This window comes from Pseudomonas sp. B21-032 (genome assembly GCF_024748965.1).
In the GTDB taxonomy this organism is placed as follows: Bacteria; Pseudomonadota; Gammaproteobacteria; order Pseudomonadales; family Pseudomonadaceae; genus Aquipseudomonas.
Genome location: NZ_CP087180.1, coordinates 4,832,698 through 4,849,946, shown reverse-complemented (window position 1 = coordinate 4,849,946; position 17,249 = coordinate 4,832,698). Strand labels below are relative to the sequence as shown.

The following is a 17,249-nucleotide window of genomic DNA, read 5'->3' as shown; positions in this document are numbered from 1 at the left end:
ACGCTCGGCATTACGACGATTATCGAGCGGGGAGTCATACAGTGAGCGCTAAAGCCGCAACACAGGCACGGGAGCTGCTGCTCAAAGAGTACCGCGGGGTGCTGTCGACCCATTCCAAATCGATGCCGGGCTTTCCGTTCGGATCAGTGGTGCCCTATTGCCTGGATGCCGACGGAAATCCGCTGATCCTGATCAGCCGCATTGCCCAGCACACCCACAACCTGCAAAAAGACCCCAAGTGCTCGTTGCTGGTGGGCGAGCGCGACGCCGAGGACGTTCAGGCGGTGGGCCGCCTGACCGTGCTGGCCGAGGCGCAACAGTTGGTCGAGACCGAGGCAGTCGAAGCCGCTGCCGAGCGCTATTACCGTTACTTCCCCGAATCGGCCAACTACCATAAAGCCCACGATTTCGACTTCTGGGTGCTCAAGCCGGTGCGCCATCGCTACATCGGCGGCTTCGGCGCAATCCACTGGATCGATCACCTGAACCTGGCCAACCCCTTTGCCGGCAAGGCCGAACAGAGCATGATCGAGCACATGAACAGCGATCACGCCAACGCCATCGAGCACTACGTCCAGCTCAGCGGCCTGCCCCAGGGCGCGGCGGCGCAGATGGTCGGCATCGACAGCGAGGGCATGCACCTGCGCATTGGCCAGGCCCTGCATTGGTTGCCGTTCGCATCGTCTTGCAATACGCCGATACAAGTGCGCGAAGCCCTGGTTTTTCTGGCCCGCGCCGATCAATGGCCTCAACGGCAAGCCGCCGAGGCTTGAAATGGCGAGGGATCGCATCCATTAAAGGTCTACTGCAAGGACATCTTGCGCAGAGGAACCGTTGATGCGTGCTTTTCTATTGCTGTTTCTGATTTTTCCGGTGCTGGAGCTGTATGTGTTTTTCAAGGTCAGCACCGCGATCGGCTTCTTTCCCGCGCTGCTGCTGATCATCGCCGGCTCCGCCCTGGGCGTGCTGGTGGTGCGGGTGGCGGGCCTGGCCACCGCCCTGCGTGCCCGCGAGAGCCTGCAGCGCGGCGAGCTGCCGGCCGAGGACATGTTCCACGGCCTGATGCTGGCGCTCGGTGGCGGCCTGCTGCTGTTGCCCGGCTTCATCAGTGACGTGATCGGCCTGGTCTGCCTGCTGCCGTTCACCCGTCGCCTGCTCGGGCGCAAGATGCGCGAGCGCGCCGAGGCCCAGGCCATGCGCCAGCGCGCCTTTGGCGATGATCCGTTCATGGCGCGGCCGGGCCAGCCCGGTGGCCACCAGCCAACGGTGATCGAAGGTGAAGTGGTCGGCCGTGAAGATCCTGCTCAGCCTAACCTGCGCAATCCACGGGACTTGTAAAGGTTACCTGTGCTTTGCCAACGGCCCCTATCGGGGCCGTTTTGCTTTGTGCAGCGCCGATCGCTAAAAATTTTCACAGCCAAGCCTTGTAATTGCTCTTGGCGACCTCATGTATGGGTCACCGCAAGGTTTCTGGTGATTTGCACCAGACATTACATGTGTGGTCCGCCCCGCGGGCTACGAGCGGCTACGCCGCAAGCATCAACCCGCCGGTGTCGATACCGGCCGATGAAAACCACAATTAGGAGAGATCGACAATGAAGCTTCGTCCTCTGCATGACCGCGTCGTTATCCGTCGCAGCGAAGAAGAATCGAAAACCGCTGGCGGTATCGTTCTGCCAGGTTCGGCCGCTGAAAAACCTAACCGTGGCGAAGTCGTCGCTGTAGGTACCGGTCGCATCCTGGACAACGGTGAAGTGCGTGCGCTGGCCGTGAAAGTGGGTGACAAGGTGGTTTTCGGCCCTTACTCGGGCAGCAACACTGTGAAAGTTGACGGCGAAGACCTGCTGGTGATGGCTGAGAACGAAATTCTCGCTGTCATCGAAGGCTGATTCCGCTGGTTTCCCGTTACTCCAAAGTATTCAAGGATTAAACGATCATGGCTGCTAAAGACGTAAAATTCGGCGACTCCGCCCGTAAGAAAATGCTCGTTGGTGTCAACGTTCTGGCTGACGCTGTAAAAGCCACCCTGGGCCCGAAAGGCCGTAACGTTGTTCTGGCCAAGAGCTTCGGCGCTCCAACCATCACCAAAGACGGTGTGTCGGTTGCCAAAGAAATCGAGCTCAAAGACGCCTTTGAAAACATGGGCGCCCAGCTGCTGAAAGACGTTGCCTCCAAGGCCAACGACGAAGCTGGTGACGGCACCACCACCGCTACCGTTCTGGCTCAGGCCATCGTCAGCGAAGGCCTGAAAGCCGTTGCTGCCGGCATGAACCCGATGGACCTCAAGCGTGGTATCGACAAAGCCACCATCGCCATCGTCAAAGAGCTGAAGTCCCTGTCCAAGCCATGCGCCGACTCCAAGGCCATCGCTCAGGTCGGCACCATCTCGGCCAACTCCGACAACTCCATCGGTGACATCATCGCCGAAGCCATGGAAAAAGTCGGTAAAGAAGGCGTGATTACCGTCGAAGAAGGCTCGGGCCTGGAAAACGAACTGTCGGTCGTAGAAGGCATGCAGTTCGACCGTGGCTACCTGTCCCCTTACTTCGTCAACAAGCCAGACACCATGGTCGCCGAGCTGGATGGCCCGCTGCTGCTGCTGGTTGACAAGAAAATCTCCAACATCCGCGAACTGCTGCCAGTTCTGGAAGCCGTTGCCAAGGCCGGTCGTCCGCTGCTGATCGTGGCTGAAGACGTCGAAGGCGAAGCGCTGGCCACCCTGGTGGTCAACAACATGCGCGGCATCGTCAAGGTTGCTGCAGTCAAGGCCCCTGGCTTCGGCGATCGCCGCAAGGCCATGCTGCAGGACATCGCTGTCCTGACCGGCGGTACCGTGATCTCCGAAGAAATCGGCCTGAGCCTGGAGTCCGCTACCCTGGAGCACCTGGGTAACGCCAAGCGTGTGACCCTGTCCAAGGAAAACACCATCATCGTCGACGGCGCTGGTGTTCAAGGCGATATCGAAGCGCGCATCACCCAGATCCGCGCTCAGGTTGCCGAGACTTCCTCGGACTACGACCGTGAAAAACTGCAAGAGCGTCTGGCCAAGCTGGCTGGCGGTGTTGCCGTGATCAAGGTCGGTGCTGGCACCGAAGTCGAAATGAAAGAGAAGAAAGCCCGCGTTGAAGACGCCCTGCACGCTACCCGTGCAGCCGTCGAAGAAGGCGTGGTGCCTGGCGGTGGTGTTGCCCTGGTTCGCTCGCTGCAAGCTATCTCCGAGCTCAAAGGCGACAACGAAGACCAGAACGTCGGTATTCAGCTGCTGCGTCGCGCTGTTGAAGCGCCACTGCGTCAGATCGTTGCCAACGCCGGCGACGAGCCAAGCGTGGTTGTCGACAAGGTCAAGCAAGGTTCCGGCAACTTCGGTTACAACGCTGCGACCGGCGAGTACGGCGACATGATCGAGATGGGTATCCTCGACCCTGCCAAAGTAACCCGTTCGGCCCTGCAAGCTGCAGCTTCGATTGGCGGTCTGATGATCACCACCGAAGCCATGGTTGCTGACGCTCCAGTGGAAGCTGGTGCTGGCGGCGGCATGCCAGACATGGGCGGCATGGGTGGTATGGGTGGCATGGGCGGCATGATGTAAGCCAGCCTTACCCGCTCGATAAAGAGCCCCGCCTAGTGCGGGGCTTTTTTTTGGCTCTTCACGGAATCCCGGGTTGGGATGTTGAGGCTGCGAGTTTATCCATTCAGTGTGGGGCTGCTGCTGGCCCCTTCCGCCTTTACGGCGGCCTACTTTTCTCTTGGGAAGAAGTAGGCAAAACCGCTTGCTCCTGCATACGGCCCTACGCTGCGCTTCGGGTCCCCTCGCTACGGCACCTTCCGGGGCATCGCGGCCTACGACTTGCTTCGCAAGTCTACATCTCGCGTCTTCGGCTGCCGCCGAAGGTGCTGCGCACCGCCCCTACAGGCACCTCCGCTCGGCCTCCTGAAGTCGCTTTTCGCGGCGTCTGGAAGTGCGTGCATGACTATCAAGATCACGTTGGTGCTCGTTTTATCAGCGGGCTGTCCCGCTCCTGCGTCAGCATGGCTTCGCCAACATCTGCTTTCGCAGATACGTCAGTGCAGGCGCCGCCCGTAACTTCGCGACTTCAGGAGGCTGAGCGTAGGTGTCTGGAGGGGGCTGGTGCGTAGCACCCTTCGGCCGAGGCAGAAGTCGCGAGACGTAGACTTGGCGAAGCAAGTCGTAGGCCGCGATGCCCCTGGAAGGCACCGTAGCGAAGGAACCCGGAGCGCAGCGTAGGGCCGTATGCTGGAGCGAGCGGTTTTGGTTCCTTTTGCCAAGAACAAAAGGGACCCGCCGTAAGGGCGGAAGGGGCCAACAGCGGCGCCACACCGAATGGATAAGCCCGCAACCCAACCCAAGAATCATAGCCCCCGGGATTCCGTGAAGAGCCTTTTTTATGCCTGCCTTTTTACTTTGCAGCAACCAGCGCGTCCTGCTTGACCTCAACCGGCCGGCGGTACAGCACCCAGTAGTAACAGCCAAGGCTGATCAGCCAGCAAAACACCGCCGTCCATACGTTGTGCGAAAAGAAGTGCGCGCCCTGCAGCATGCGCCCCACCGAAAACAGCGTACCCAGGCCAAAGGCGAATACCAGCGCGGCCCTGGCCAGGCGCGGGCGCCGATCACGCAAAACAAAAAACAGTGCAAACAGGGTAAAACCGGTTGCCGCATGGCCGCCTGGCCAGCAGCGTCCGGGCTTGTCGGTAGCCGGGCGCGGGCTGAGCAGCTCGCTGTAGGTTTCCTTGCCACCAAACTCGCTCAGGCTCCACGGGCACTGCACCTCAGTTACTGCCTTGACCGGGGTGACAAAGCTGGTCGACAAACCCATGGCCAGCACCAGGCAACCCAGTTCCCGCCGCCAGCTGAACAGCCGCGACCAGAAGAAACTCACGGCGAAGGCGACAATCGCTAGCAAACCGAGGGCGATTACCGCCTGTTTGACCCGGTCGTGCAGGATATCTTCGAGAAAATAGCTGTGCCGGCCGATGAACTGCCCGGCTACCGGATCGAACGCCATCTTGGCCAGGTCCATGTCCAGCGAGGTCAGTTCCAGCAGGATCAATATGAGTGCGGTAATGGCGGGAATGCCCAGGGCGATCCAGAAATTCAGCGGACGGGAGTAGGCGGGTAGTGACATGGCAAGTCCAGGCAGGTCAAAGGGGAGTCCGACCGGCAATTCTCGGGCAGCCGCCATCACCTGTCCGTGAAGGCTCGGTGAAAAAAACGTTAACCTGCAATAAAGTCGCGCCGACCTAGCCTGGCGGCGCTGATGGCCTTAAGCTGCGCCTGCCAAGCAGGCAAAAGCGTCGGACCGGAGACACCCCAATGCGAATTCTACTGGTTGAAGACAACCGCGATATCCTGGCCAACCTGGCCGACTACCTGGGCCTGAAGGGCTACACGGTGGATTGTGCCCAGGATGGCCTGTCCGGCCTGCACCTGGCCGCTACCGAGCACTACGACCTGATCGTGCTCGACATCATGCTGCCCGGCATCGACGGCTACACCCTGTGCAAGCGTCTGCGCGAAGATGCCCGGCGTGATACCCCGGTGATCATGCTCACCGCCCGAGACCAGCTCGATGACCGCTTGCAGGGTTTTCGTTCTGGCGCTGACGATTACCTGCTCAAGCCGTTTGCGCTGTCGGAGCTGGCCGCGCGTATCGAGGCAGTACTGCGCCGGGCCCAGGGCGGCGGTCGCCGGACCTTGCAGATCAGCGACCTGATCTACGACCTGGACACCCTGGAAGTGACCCGCGAAGGCAAGCTGCTCAAACTCAACCCGGTGGGCCTCAAGCTGCTGGCTGTGCTGATGCAGAAGAGCCCGCACGTACTGCGCCGCGAAGTGCTCGAAGAGGCGCTGTGGGGCGATGACTGCCCGGACAGCGACAGCCTGCGCAGCCATGTTCACCAGTTGCGCCAGGTGATCGACAAACCCTTCGAAAAACCCCTGCTGCATACCGTCCACGGCGTCGGCTATCGTCTGGCCGAGGGCCGTGATGGAGTTTAGACAGAGCCTTGCCCAGCGCATCATCATTGCTTTTGCCCTGATGAGCGCACTGGTGGCCGGGGCGTTTGCCTTTGGCATTGTCGCCACCGTGCACCTGGTCGAGGAGCGGCTGATTTCCGCGGTACTGGGCGGCGATCTGCAGCGCTTGCTGCGCATGGACAGCGTCGGCGACTGGAGCCACCGGCCACGGCCGGACCAACTGTTCTATTTCAGCGGCGGGCGCGACGAATTCGAACTGCCCAAGGATTTGCGCCATCTCGAACGAGGCTTTCACGAAGTGTTTCGCGAAGACTTGTCCTACCACGCGATGGTCGAAATCGTTGATGGCCGGCGCTATGTCCTGCTCCAGGACCAGAGCGATTTCGAAGAACGCGAGCGGGTGCTGTTCGCCGTCGTGGTGGTCGGCTTCGTGTTGAGCCTGGCGCTGGCAGTGTTCCTCGGCTGGGTTCTGGCCCGCCGGGTTATGGCGCCGGTGATTCGCCTGGCGCGCCAGGTTCGTCACCGCGACCAGTTGCTCGGCCTGGCACCACCTTTGGCGCCAGATTACGCCGCGGATGAAGTCGGCCAGCTGGCGGTGGCCTTCGACGACACCCTTGGGCGTCTGCGCGATGCCCTGACCCGTGAACGCCTGTTTACCAGCGACGTCAGCCACGAGCTGCGTACGCCGCTGATGGTGCTGGCCAGCTCCTGCGAGCTGTTGCTGGTCAACCCCAACATGGAGCCCCGGGCGCGCTCCCAGGTCGAACGTATCGCCCGCGCCACCGAAGAGATGCAGGAACTGGTGAAAACCTTCCTGATGCTTGCCCGTGCCCAGCGCGACGAAGGCGCAGTGGCCTCGCAGGCAACCATGAAGGAAGTCGCCGATGACCTGATTGGCGTCTGGCGCGACACCATCGAGCAGAAAGGCCTGACCTTGCTGTACGACCCCAAGGCCGCAACCTCGACCTTGTACAACGCCACCTTTCTGCAGGCGGTGATGGGCAACCTGCTGCGCAACGCCGCGCACTACACCGACCAAGGCTTTATCCGCCTGACCCTGGAGCCTGCCGGGTTTCTGGTCGAGGACAGTGGCGTGGGGATTCCCGAAGAGCAGCGCGAAGCCATGTTCCGGCCGTTCGTGCGCGGCGACGAACGGCGTGGCGAAGGCCTGGGCCTGGGTTTGTCGCTGGTGCAGCGGATCTGTGACGATCAGGGCTGGTCGGTCAGCCTTAGCGCCATGGTGCCCCATGGCTGCCGCTTCCATGTCGACCTGAGCCTGGCACCCGAGCGGCCGCTCGAGGGGTAACAGGGCATTGGCCGGTGTGAAAGTTTGTAATTTGTTGAAACCTTTACCGCGAAAACTAACAAATTTTTCACACCAGCATGACCTGACGCCAACGCTTGCCTGCCTAAGGTGAGCGCATTGGAGTCAGGAGATGCACAATGCGTAGCCCTATCAAACTCGAGTTTTCGGAAAAGTACGACCAGCAGCACGCCCAGGAATACTTCCTCAAGCACCAGGATGGCCTGGCGCGGCGGATGTCCCACCAGCGTGACGAGCAATTGGCCCGTCGCGCCCTGGCGCTGGCTGGCGAGCCCGGGCTGGTCCTCGACCTGCCGTGCGGCGCCGGGCGTTTCTGGCCGTTGCTGGCAGAAAAACCCAACAGGGTGATCATCGGCGCCGACAACTCCGAAGCCATGCTCGAAACTGCACGCGCCTCGCAGCCGGCCCATGTGGTGGAACGGGTACGTACCTTGCAGACATCTGCCTTCGCCATCGATTTACCGGATAACTCGGTCGACAGTATTTTTTGCATGCGGCTGATGCATCACATCGGTGAAGCCGCCCATCGCAAGACATTACTCTCGGAATTTCAACGAGTTACCCGCGACAGCGTGATCGTTTCGCTGTGGGTGGATGGCAACTTCAAAGCCTGGCGGCGCAAAAAGCTCGAGCAACGGCGTTACGCCGAAAGCGGGCAGGGCAGTTACCAGAATCGTTTTGTGTTACCAGCTGCTACGGTTGAAGAAGAATTCGAAGCCGCAGGGTTCCGCATTCAGGAACGATTGGACTTCTTGCCGTTCTATGCCATGTGGCGAGTCTATCTATTGCGTAAGGGGTGAGCGGGGCATGGGGTTTGAGCGCACAGCAGCAACGACGAACAAGGATCAGTTCGATCATTTCTGGCAGCAGCAGGGTGAATGGGTCGAGGAGCCCAACCAGCGTCGCGGCGGCGAGAGTGGTGTACAACGCCTGAGCGACGACACGGGCCATACGTTCTATGCCAAGCGTCAGATCGGCCATATCTACCGCAGCCTTTTGCACCCCTTCGGCCGGCCCACCGTGCTCCGTGAGTACGAGGCCCTGAACAGTTTCGAGCAGCTTGGCGTGCGGGTGCCGCATATCGTCTATTGCGGCGTCGAGCGCGATGCCGAGCACCAGTGGCGCGCGTTGCTGGTCAGCGAGGCGCTGGAAGGTTTCGAGGACATCGACAGCTGGTTCGCTGCCGGCGCCCGTGAGCGCTATCACCCGGCATTGCACGAGCGGGTCCTGCTGGACCTGGCGCAGAACCTGGTGCGTATGCACCGTGGTCACTGGCAGCATGGTTGCCTGTATGGCAAGCACGTGTTCGTCAAGGTCGTTGGCGAGGGCGCCGAAGCCAGGGCCGAGGTGGCATTGCTGGACCTGGAAAAATGCCGCCGGCGCATCAGTTGCCAGCGCGCTGCCGCCAATGACCTTAAACAATTGCGCCGCCATTCGTCTTTCACTGACGCAGAGTGGCAAAAACTGCTCTATTTTTACCAGATGGCGTTTGGCAGCGCTGTCAAAGGTTTAGAGTAATGAAACTAGAAATAGCTCGAGGTGTGTTCCTGCTGATGGCGCTGGGCGTGGCAACTGTCGCCGTGGCCGCGTGGGAAGAGCCACGCCCGCAAATAGTCAGCAAGGTCGATGCCGGTGCGCAATGTCCGTTGCCCCGGGTGGTCAAGCCCCAGGTCGATGCCAAACCCGATCACGATCTGCTGTTGTTGCTGTTCGGGTTGAGCCAGGGCGTACGCGCCAGCGGCTGAAACCTTGCAAGGCGTTCGGGCAAAGGCCTCGTCATCGACGAGGCCTTTTGCATTTCATACCGTTTGCGTGGCGGCTTGCGGCGCATCGGCCTTGGCCAGCAAGGTATAGATGCACGGCAGCACGAACAGGGTGAACAAGGTGCCCACCGACATGCCGGTGGCGATCACCGTGCCGATGTCGAAGCGGCTGACCGCGCCGGCGCCGGTGGCAAGGATCAGCGGCACCATGCCAAATACCATCGCCGCAGTGGTCATCAGCACCGGGCGCAGGCGGATGGCTGCGGCTTCTTCCACCGCTTCGCGGGCGCTCAAGCCTTTTTGCTGGCGCAACTGATTGGCAAACTCGACGATCAGGATGCCGTGTTTGCTGATCAGCCCGATCAGGGTCACCAGACCTACCTGGGTGTAGATGTTCATGCTCGAGATCCCCAGGAACAGGGGAATCAACGCCCCGCAGATCGACAGCGGCACAGTCACCAGGATCACCAGCGGGTCGCGGAAGCTTTCGAACTGTGCCGCCAGCACCAGGAAGATGATTGCCAGCGCCAGGCCGAAGGTTACCCACAGGGCGCTGCCTTCCTGAACGAACTGACGCGCCGCGCCGCCATAGTCAAAGCCGTAGCCCTCCGGCGCTTCCTCACGGGCAATCGTGCGCACGGTATCCAGCGCCTCGCCCATGCTGACCATCGGGAAGCCCTGGATGATTGCCGAGTTCAGCTGCTGGAACTGGTTGAGCTGACGCGGGCGGGCGCGGTCGCTGATGCTGATCAGGGTCGACAGCGCCAGCATCTGCCCCTGCTGGTTCTTCACGTAGTAGTTGTTCAGCCAGTCGGGGTTGTCGCGGTAGGGCCGCTCGACCTGGGCAATGACCTTGTAGCTGCGCCCGTCGATGGTAAAGCGGTTGATCTCCGCCTCGCCCAGCAGGGTCGCCAGGGTGCCGCCCAGGGCGTCCATGGACACGCCCATCTGCGCCGCCTTGGCGCGGTCGATATCGACCACCACCTCGGGCTTGTCGAAGGCCAGGTCGATGTCGAGGAAGGCGAACTTGCCCGACGCCTGGGCACGCGCCTTGACCCGTTCGGCCACCTCCAGCAACGAGGCGTAGTCGTTGGCGGTGTTGATCACGAAGGCGAACGGCAAGCCTTCACCGGTGCCCGGTAGCGAGGGCAGGTTGAAGCCGAAGATCTGCAGGCCGCTGATGCCTTCGAGCTTGGCCTGTACCAATGGCAGCAGCTGCATCTGGGTGCGCTCGCGTTCGTTCCACGGCTTGAGCAAAAAGCCGCCGATGCCCGATTGCACGCCGTTGAAGCCGTTGATCTGGAACGACGAATAGTACTCGGGGAAGTCCTTGAAGATCTTGATGAACTCGTCGGTGTAGCTGTTCAGGTAATCGAGGTTGGTTGGCTGCGGGGCGGTGGCCATCATGAAGATGATGCCCTGGTCTTCATCGGGCGCCAGCTCGTTCTTGGTGAACATCAGAAACACCGGAATCAGGCACAGCACGATCAGCGCGAACACCAGCACCACTGGCCGGGTGTTGAGGGTGCCATGGAGGGTTTTCTGGTAGTGCAGTTTGAGCCGTTCGAAGAGTACATCCAGACGGTGGGCCAGGCCGCTGGGGTTCTGCTCGTGCCGCAACAGCAGGGCGCACATCATCGGTGACAGGGTCAGGGCGACGATCCCGGAAATCACCACGGCGCCGGCCAGGGTCAGGGCGAACTCCTTGAACAGCGCGCCGGTGAGCCCCTGCAGAAAGCCGATAGGGGCGTACACCGCCGCCAGGGTGATGGTCATCGACACCACCGGCATGGCAATTTCGCGAGCGCCTTCCAGGGCCGCATCGTAGGGCGATTTACCTTCTTCGATATGACGGTGGATGTTTTCCACCACGACGATAGCGTCATCGACCACCAGGCCGATGGCCAGGACCATGGCCAACAGGGTGAGCAAGTTCAGCGAATAGCCCATCAACTGCATGAAAAACAGCACGCCGATCATCGACAGCGGGATGGTAATGACCGGGATCAGCACCGAGCGCAAGGCGCCGAGGAACAGGAAGACCACGACGATGACGATCAGCACCGCTTCGACCAGGGTCTTGACCACTTCGTCGATCGAGGCCTGGATGAACAGCGTGGCGTCGTAGGCGATCGAGGATTTCAGGTTCGGCGGTAGCTGGCTTTCAAGCTCGGGCATGAGCTTGCGCACCTCCTTGATCACTTCCAGCGGGTTGGCCCCGGGGGTGGCCTTGATGCCGATGTACACCGACGGCGTGCCGTCGAAGGAGCTCACGGTGTCGTAGTTCTCGGCGCCCATTTCAACCCGCGCCACGTCGCCGAGCAGCACCCGGCTGTCGCCACTGGTCTTGAGCGGGATATTGGCGAAGGCTTCGGCGCTCTTGAGCTCGGTGGTGGCGTTGATACTGGTGACGATGTACTCGCCCTTGAGCTCGCCGGCCGCCGAAAGGAAGTTGTAGCCGCGCACCGCCTGGGTCACGTCGTTGGCGCTCAGGCCGTAGCCGGCAAGCTTTACCGGGTCGATCCACAGGCGCATGGCGAACAGCTGGTTGCCGAGGATCTCGGCTTCGGCCATGCCCGGCAGGGTCGCAAGCTTGGGCTGGATGACCCGCGACAGGTAATCGGTGATCTGCGGGTTGCTCAACTCGCTGCTGTAGAAGCTTACGTACATCAGCGCCGAGGCGTCGGCGGCCTCCTTGCTCAGCACCGGGTCTTCGGCGTCCTGGGGCAGCTTGTTCTTGACCTCGTTGGCCTTGGCCAGCAACTCGGTGAACAGCCGGTCGCTGTCCGAGCCGATGCGCGCATAGATCGAAATCACCGAGAAGTTCTGCCGGCTCACCGAGGTCATGTAGTCGATGCCTTCGGCGCTGGCCAGGCTTTGCTGCAGCGGCTGGGTGATGTAGCCCTGGATGGTTTCGGCGTTGGCCCCGGGGTAGGCGGTGGTCACCGTGATCAGGGCGTTTTCCATTTGCGGGTATTGGCGGATCGGCAACTTGCTCCAGGCCTGGAAGCCCAGCAGCACGATCAGCAGGCTGACCACGCTGGCCAGCACCGGGCGGCGGATGAACGGATCGGTAAAGGCCATGACGGTTCCTTGATCAGTTGCTGCGCGGCGGGCTGTCGGGGGCTTGCAGGGCTTTGTCCGGGCTGATGCTGATCGGCGCGCCCTGGGTGAGTTTCAACTGGCCGGCGGTGACTACCGTTTCGCCGGCCTTGAGCCCCTTGCTGATGATCACCAGGCCATCGCGGCGCTCGCCGGTCTCGACGAAGCGGCGTTCGGCAATCAGGGTTGGCTGGGCGTCGGCGTTGTCTGGCACTTTGCCGTCTTCAGGCTTTTTCGCCGTGGCGACATACACCGAGTTGCCATACAGGGTGTAGGTCACCGCGCTTTCCGGCACCACCACCTGTGGCTGCGGGTCGGGCAGCAAAACCTGCAGGCTGGTGAACATGCCGGGCAGCAGCTTGCCGTCGGGGTTGGCCAGGGTGGCGCGGACCTGCACGTTGCGGGTGCTGTCCTCGACCTTGGGGTTGATCGCGCTGATGCTGCCGGGGAAGTGCTCTTGCGGGTAGGCGGCGACGCTGACCAGCACTTGCTGGCCAATGCTCAGCTTGGGAATCGACTGTTCGGGGACGAAGAAATCGACGTAGAGGCTGCTCAGGTCTTGCAAGGTGGCGATCACCGTGCCGCTGGCCAGGTAGTCACCAACGTCCACCTGGCGGATGCCGATGGTGCCGCTGAAGGGCGCATTGATGCTCTTTTTTGCCAGCGCCGCCTTGAGTTGATCGACCACCGCCTTGTTGCGCTTGAACTGGGCGCTCAAGCGATCGAACTCACCCTTGGAAATCGCCTGGCTGCCGACCAGCTGGCTGCCGCGGTTGTAGTCGACCTGGGCCAGGCCCAGGTCGGCGAGGGCGGTCCCCAGCAATGCGGTTTCGACATCGCTGTCCAGTTGCAGCAACAACTGGCCCTTGCTGACTTTCTGCCCGGACTCGAACTGCAGGGCCTTGACCGTGCCGGCGATCTCCAGGCTCAGGTCGACCCCTTGCAGCGCCTTGAGGCTGCCCACGGCCGGCAGGCGGTTCTGCCAGGCACGTTCGCTGGCCTCGGTCGCCGCCACGCTGATCGGCGGCTTGGGGGCCGAGAACATCTGGATCTGCTGATAGATGGCAAAGGCCTTGTAGCCCCCCAGGATCAGCACGAGCAGCAAGACAACACCCAACATGATCAGCATGCGGCGGCGCAGCATAGTCCAGTTCCTTGGAGACGAATTGTGGTTCGCTTGGCACGACGACGGGCGATCCTGCCCACGTGCGATGTAGCCGAATATTACTCTGTTGACCGGGCCTGGGAAGCCTGTGTTCCCGGCTATTTTCAGGCCAGGTGCAGGTGGTTGTCCCAGAGCCCGGACGGCAATTGCAGGGGCTGGCCGATCAGTTCGGGCTTGCGGCAATCGTACAGGCGGCAACGGCCTTGGCCTGAGGTCACGACAAAACCGTCGGCCACTGCGCCGACACCGGCGCAATCGGGCATCGGTGCATCAAGGCGTACCTGAGCGCTGTCCAGGTCCCAGATAAACAGCCGGTTGGCCCGTGGCGCGGTCAGGGCCACCAGGCGCAGCTCGTTGTGAATGGCGACGCTGGCGGTGTAGTGGGCCATGGACTGCAATTGCTGCTCGGGCACCGGGAAGGCTTCAAAGGCCTGGCCCGGGCGCTTGATCGCCAGCAGCTCGGCAGTCTCGTGGCTGGCGCCCATGAACTGCTGGCCGGCGACGATGGTGCCGTCGGCGGCAATCGCCAAGTGGCGCACGCTGTTCATCTGCTGGCTGAGCACTTCTTTGCTTAACAGCGTGCCGTCGCGCTGCATCAGCACCAGGCTTGGCTGCATGGCATCGAGGTTCATCTCCACCCGGCTTTCGGCTTCGGTGCGAATGCCGCCGTTGGCCACCACCAGGGTTTCGCCATCGGGCATCCACGACACCTGGTGCGGGCCGATGCCGTGGGTCGAGATTTCGCCAGCATGGCTCAGGCGCTCGCCGTCGAAACGGTAGACACCGAGTACGCCACGGCCAGGGTCGGTGGTGTCGTTCTCGGTAGCGTAGAGCCATTCGCCGCTCTTGTGGATCACCGCATGGCCGTAGAAATGCCGGTTCGGCTGCGAGGTGATGGTCTGCAGCAAGCGGCCATCGCGCAGGTCGATCAGGTAGCTCTCGGTGCCGGGGCGGCGGGCGACGAACAGGGCAATTGGCTGTTCGGGATGGTTGATGATGTCATGGCAACGCTGGCCCACCTCGGTGGCGAACACCTGGGTGCCGTCCAGGCGGTAGCCGACGGCGTAGTGCTTGCCGTCGCCATCGTCACGCGCCGAGAGCAGCAGCGGCGTGCCGGCCTTGTTGCGAAACAGGGTCCAGCCGCCGAGGGTGAGGGCGCTGAGCACAACGCTACCGAGTTTGAGAGCCTGGCGTCGCAACATGATCAGTCACCGTCGTTGGCGTTGAAGCCCAGCTGGATGCCCAGCGCCTTGGCCAGCTCGCCTTCGTGCAGGCGGTGAACGGCGTTGAGGCTGTCGTAAATAGTGTTCAGCTGCTGGCGACCGGCTTCGTCGTCGAGCAACTCGCCGAGGGTTTTCTGGTTGCCGGCCAGCAGCTTGGAGGCGTTGGCGTAGGCGGCGTCGATCTTGTCCGCCAAGGCTTGCTGGTCTTTGCCCAGCAGGCCGCGCAGGCCTTTGTTGTCGACCCCGACCCAGACGGTCTGGGCAGCATTGAGGCTGGCTTCCAGGCTTTTCAGCGAGGAGTGGCTGCGCCAGGCCTCGGCCTGCAGCGGCTGCGGGATACCCTTGCTCAGGCGGCCCATGGGCGCGCCGAGTTTCTTCTTCAGGGTATCCAGGGCGGTAACCTGGGCCCGCAGCAGGTCGGCGATGGCCTCGTGGGAATCGGCGTAGCGCTGGTTGGGGAACTTGGTCATCTGCGCGAGCATGCCGTCGGTGCTGTTCCAGCCTTTGAGGATTTCCTCGGCCAGGGCCTTCTGGTGCTCGCCGATGGCCACCAGCAGCGGGCAGTAGCGGGCTTTCTGTTCGGCGTTGGCGGCATCCGGCTTGCTATCGAAGAGGATGTACTCGTAGGCCGACAGCCCGCGCACGACGACACTGGATTTGCCCAGGGTTTCGGCGTCGAGTGGCTTGTCACCGTTGACCAGTTGCTCGACCTGACGGCCAACCAGGTTCTTCTTGTCGGGCCAGAACTGCACCTGCCAGGCACGGTTGCCTTCGGCCAGCGGGCCGATCAACAGGGGCTGCAACTCGGCCCAGGCTTTTTGCGCATGGAGAAAATCGGCGCGGGCAGTGGCCAGGTCCGCCTTGCCTTCACAGAAGGCCAGGGCGCTGACGGCCAGCTGGCGGTCGGCTTCGACCCAGCGGCTGTAGGTCGGCAGGATTACCTGTTTGGCGATCGCCGCCGAGGTCACCGCTTGCGGGTCTTGCGGCGAGCAGGCGCCGAGGGCGAGGGCGGCAAGGCTGGTGAACAACAGTTTGGGACGGAACATGCCCGGCTCCTTTGCTTAAAGTGAATTCAGGAAAGCCAGCAACGCGGTGCGTTGCCCGGCGTTGAAGCTCAAGACGTACTGTTTGGCCGCTTCGGCTTCGCCACCGTGCCAGAGCACAGCTTCGAGCAGGTTGCGGGCGCGGCCATCGTGAAGAAACTGGGTGTGACCGCTGACGGTCTCGTTCAGGCCGATACCCCACAGCGGCGCGGTGCGCCAGTCCTGGCCGCTGGCGGCGAACTCGCTGCGGTTGTCGGCCAGGCCCGGGCCCATGTCATGCAGCAGCAGGTCGCTGTAGGGGCGGATCAGCTGGTTGGCCAGCTCCGGCTCGGCGGCGTCGCTGGCGGTGGTGAACTGTGGCGTGTGGCAGCCTTGGCAGCCGGCCTGGTGGAACAGGTTCTTGCCGGCCAGCACCTGGGGCGAATCGACGTCCTTGCGCACCGGCACTGCCAGGTTGCGGGTATAGAACAGCACCAGGCGCAGGATGTTGTCGCTGACTTCCTGCTCGCCGTTGGCACCGTTGCCGTTGGCGGCGTTGAGGCAGTCGGTCTGCGCCGGGGTGCAGTCGTCCATTGGCCGCAGGCTGGTGGTCAGGCCCATGTCACCGGAAAACGCATGGACGTTCTGCTGATTGAGGTTCGGCTGCCCGGCCTTCCAGCCGAAGCGGCCGACCACGGTCTTGCCTTGAGCATCGTCCCAGACCCGGTTGGCGCGGCCGCGGATGCCATCGCCGTTGCGGTCGTCGGGGTCGGCATTAGCCAGCAGCGCCGCCTCGGGGATGGCCTCGAGCAGACCCAGGCCGATCATCGGCGGGGCGACCCGGGCCGAGAAGCGCGTATCGGGGTGCATCGGCCCGTAGCCCAGCTGGGTGATCTGCAGGCGCGGCTTGCGCAGTTCGACCTGGGTGCCGTCCTTGAAGGTGACCTGTTGCGTATCGTATTCGACCCGCACCTTGCCTTCGGGGGCGACACCCGGCACCGCCATGTCCTGCAACTGACCGCCATACACCGGCTCCGGGACGATGCCCAGTTGCTCGATAACCTTGGCGTACTGCGGCTGATCGGGGATCGACAGGCGCACCAGCATCGACACCGCGTTGGCGGCGTTGGGTCCGGGCGGGTGGCCGCGGCCGTCCTTGATGTGGCAGTTCTGGCAGGCATTGGTATTGAACAGCGGGCCCAGGCCGTCGCGGGCGGTGGTGGTCGACGGGGCGATCACCCAGGGGCTGCGGAAAAAGCTGTTGCCGACGCTGAAATCCAGGCGCCGGCTTGGCGGCAGGTTGGCCGAAGGCATGGAGTAGGCGTTCTGGTCGCGCTTGTTCACCGTCGCCTTGCCACCGGCCAGCGCTTCACCGGGCTCGGCCTGGGTGAATCGCGGGGCGTCGTCGCAACCGGCCAGAACGGCGACCAGAAGCAGGGGGCTGAGACGGGGAAGCAACGAGGACATCAATAATCCTGGGGCTTGGGCAAAAAACCGGCGTGCAAGCTTAGCAGGCTCGGGGTAATTGAATAAGAGGGATTTGCGTTTGCTCGATGAAATCTATCGCGGGGCAAGCCGGCTCCTCCAGTGGACATGCCTGCACCAATCCTGTGGGAGCGGGCTCGACCCGCGATGATGCGCATAAAGAAGGC

General features: G+C 62.4%; 15 protein-coding genes. 9 read left to right on the top strand and 6 right to left on the bottom strand.

What is annotated here, in order from left to right; translation table 11 throughout:
- The first annotated feature begins 41 nt into the window (after positions 1-41).
- From LOY54_RS22315 to groL, 4 genes are all read left to right on the top strand, one after another.
- Positions 42-773, top strand: a complete 732-nt coding sequence (locus tag LOY54_RS22315) for a HugZ family protein (RefSeq protein ID WP_258607956.1) — start codon at positions 42-44, stop codon at positions 771-773.
- Positions 774-837: 64 nt separating this feature from the next.
- Positions 838-1,338: an FxsA family protein gene (locus LOY54_RS22310; protein ID WP_045197374.1), complete on the top strand. Its 501-nt coding sequence runs from the start codon at positions 838-840 to the stop codon at positions 1,336-1,338.
- Between the two features lie 257 nt (positions 1,339-1,595).
- Entirely contained in the window at positions 1,596-1,889 is a 294-nt protein-coding gene (locus tag LOY54_RS22305; RefSeq protein WP_003260750.1) for a co-chaperone GroES, read from the top strand.
- A gap of 47 nt (positions 1,890-1,936) precedes the next feature.
- Positions 1,937-3,589, top strand: coding sequence for a chaperonin GroEL (gene groL / locus LOY54_RS22300; RefSeq protein ID WP_045197377.1), 1,653 nt, complete (start codon positions 1,937-1,939; stop codon positions 3,587-3,589).
- An 829-nt stretch (positions 3,590-4,418) separates the two neighbouring features.
- Here the strand turns inward: groL and LOY54_RS22295 are convergent.
- On the bottom strand, positions 4,419-5,147 hold the full coding sequence (locus LOY54_RS22295) for a phosphatase PAP2 family protein (RefSeq protein WP_258607954.1): 729 nt from the start codon (positions 5,145-5,147) through the stop codon (positions 4,419-4,421).
- A 188-nt stretch (positions 5,148-5,335) separates the two neighbouring features.
- Between LOY54_RS22295 and colR the strand changes: the two genes are divergently transcribed.
- From colR to LOY54_RS22270, 5 genes are all read left to right on the top strand, one after another.
- Entirely contained in the window at positions 5,336-6,019 is a 684-nt protein-coding gene (colR, locus tag LOY54_RS22290) for a two-component system response regulator ColR (protein ID WP_045197381.1), read from the top strand.
- Positions 6,009-7,304: a HAMP domain-containing sensor histidine kinase gene (locus tag LOY54_RS22285; protein ID WP_045197383.1), complete on the top strand. Its 1,296-nt coding sequence runs from the start codon at positions 6,009-6,011 to the stop codon at positions 7,302-7,304. Before colR ends, LOY54_RS22285 begins: the two co-directional genes overlap by 11 nt.
- Positions 7,305-7,441: 137 nt before the next feature.
- Positions 7,442-8,122: a class I SAM-dependent methyltransferase gene (locus LOY54_RS22280; RefSeq protein ID WP_045197385.1), complete on the top strand. Its 681-nt coding sequence runs from the start codon at positions 7,442-7,444 to the stop codon at positions 8,120-8,122.
- Between the two features lie 7 nt (positions 8,123-8,129).
- A complete protein-coding gene (locus LOY54_RS22275) occupies positions 8,130-8,840 on the top strand; it encodes a lipopolysaccharide kinase InaA family protein (protein ID WP_045197386.1) in 711 nt (236 codons plus the stop codon).
- Positions 8,840-9,067, top strand: a complete 228-nt coding sequence (locus LOY54_RS22270) for a hypothetical protein (protein WP_045197388.1) — start codon at positions 8,840-8,842, stop codon at positions 9,065-9,067. The genes LOY54_RS22275 and LOY54_RS22270 overlap by 1 nt, the downstream gene beginning before the upstream one ends.
- Before the next feature lie 54 nt (positions 9,068-9,121).
- Here the strand turns inward: LOY54_RS22270 and LOY54_RS22265 are convergent, their stop codons facing one another.
- The 5 genes from LOY54_RS22265 to LOY54_RS22245 all read right to left on the bottom strand — a co-directional run bounded on the left by LOY54_RS22265 (position 9,122) and on the right by LOY54_RS22245 (position 17,064).
- On the bottom strand, positions 9,122-12,169 hold the full coding sequence (locus LOY54_RS22265; protein ID WP_258607952.1) for a multidrug efflux RND transporter permease subunit: 3,048 nt from the start codon (positions 12,167-12,169) through the stop codon (positions 9,122-9,124).
- Positions 12,170-12,182: 13 nt separating this feature from the next.
- A complete protein-coding gene (locus tag LOY54_RS22260) occupies positions 12,183-13,331 on the bottom strand; it encodes an efflux RND transporter periplasmic adaptor subunit (RefSeq protein WP_045197392.1) in 1,149 nt (382 codons plus the stop codon).
- A gap of 125 nt (positions 13,332-13,456) precedes the next feature.
- Positions 13,457-14,554 (bottom strand): DUF1513 domain-containing protein, encoded by a 1,098-nt coding sequence (locus tag LOY54_RS22255; protein WP_045197394.1) that lies wholly within the window; start codon positions 14,552-14,554, stop codon positions 13,457-13,459.
- Between the two features lie 2 nt (positions 14,555-14,556).
- On the bottom strand, positions 14,557-15,621 hold the full coding sequence (locus LOY54_RS22250) for an imelysin family protein (RefSeq protein WP_045197396.1): 1,065 nt from the start codon (positions 15,619-15,621) through the stop codon (positions 14,557-14,559).
- 15 nt (positions 15,622-15,636) lie between these two features.
- The gene (locus LOY54_RS22245) at positions 15,637-17,064 is read right to left on the bottom strand and encodes a di-heme oxidoredictase family protein (protein WP_045197399.1); all 1,428 of its coding nucleotides are present in this window, start codon (positions 17,062-17,064) and stop codon (positions 15,637-15,639) included.
- Positions 17,065-17,249: the final 185 nt, after the last annotated feature.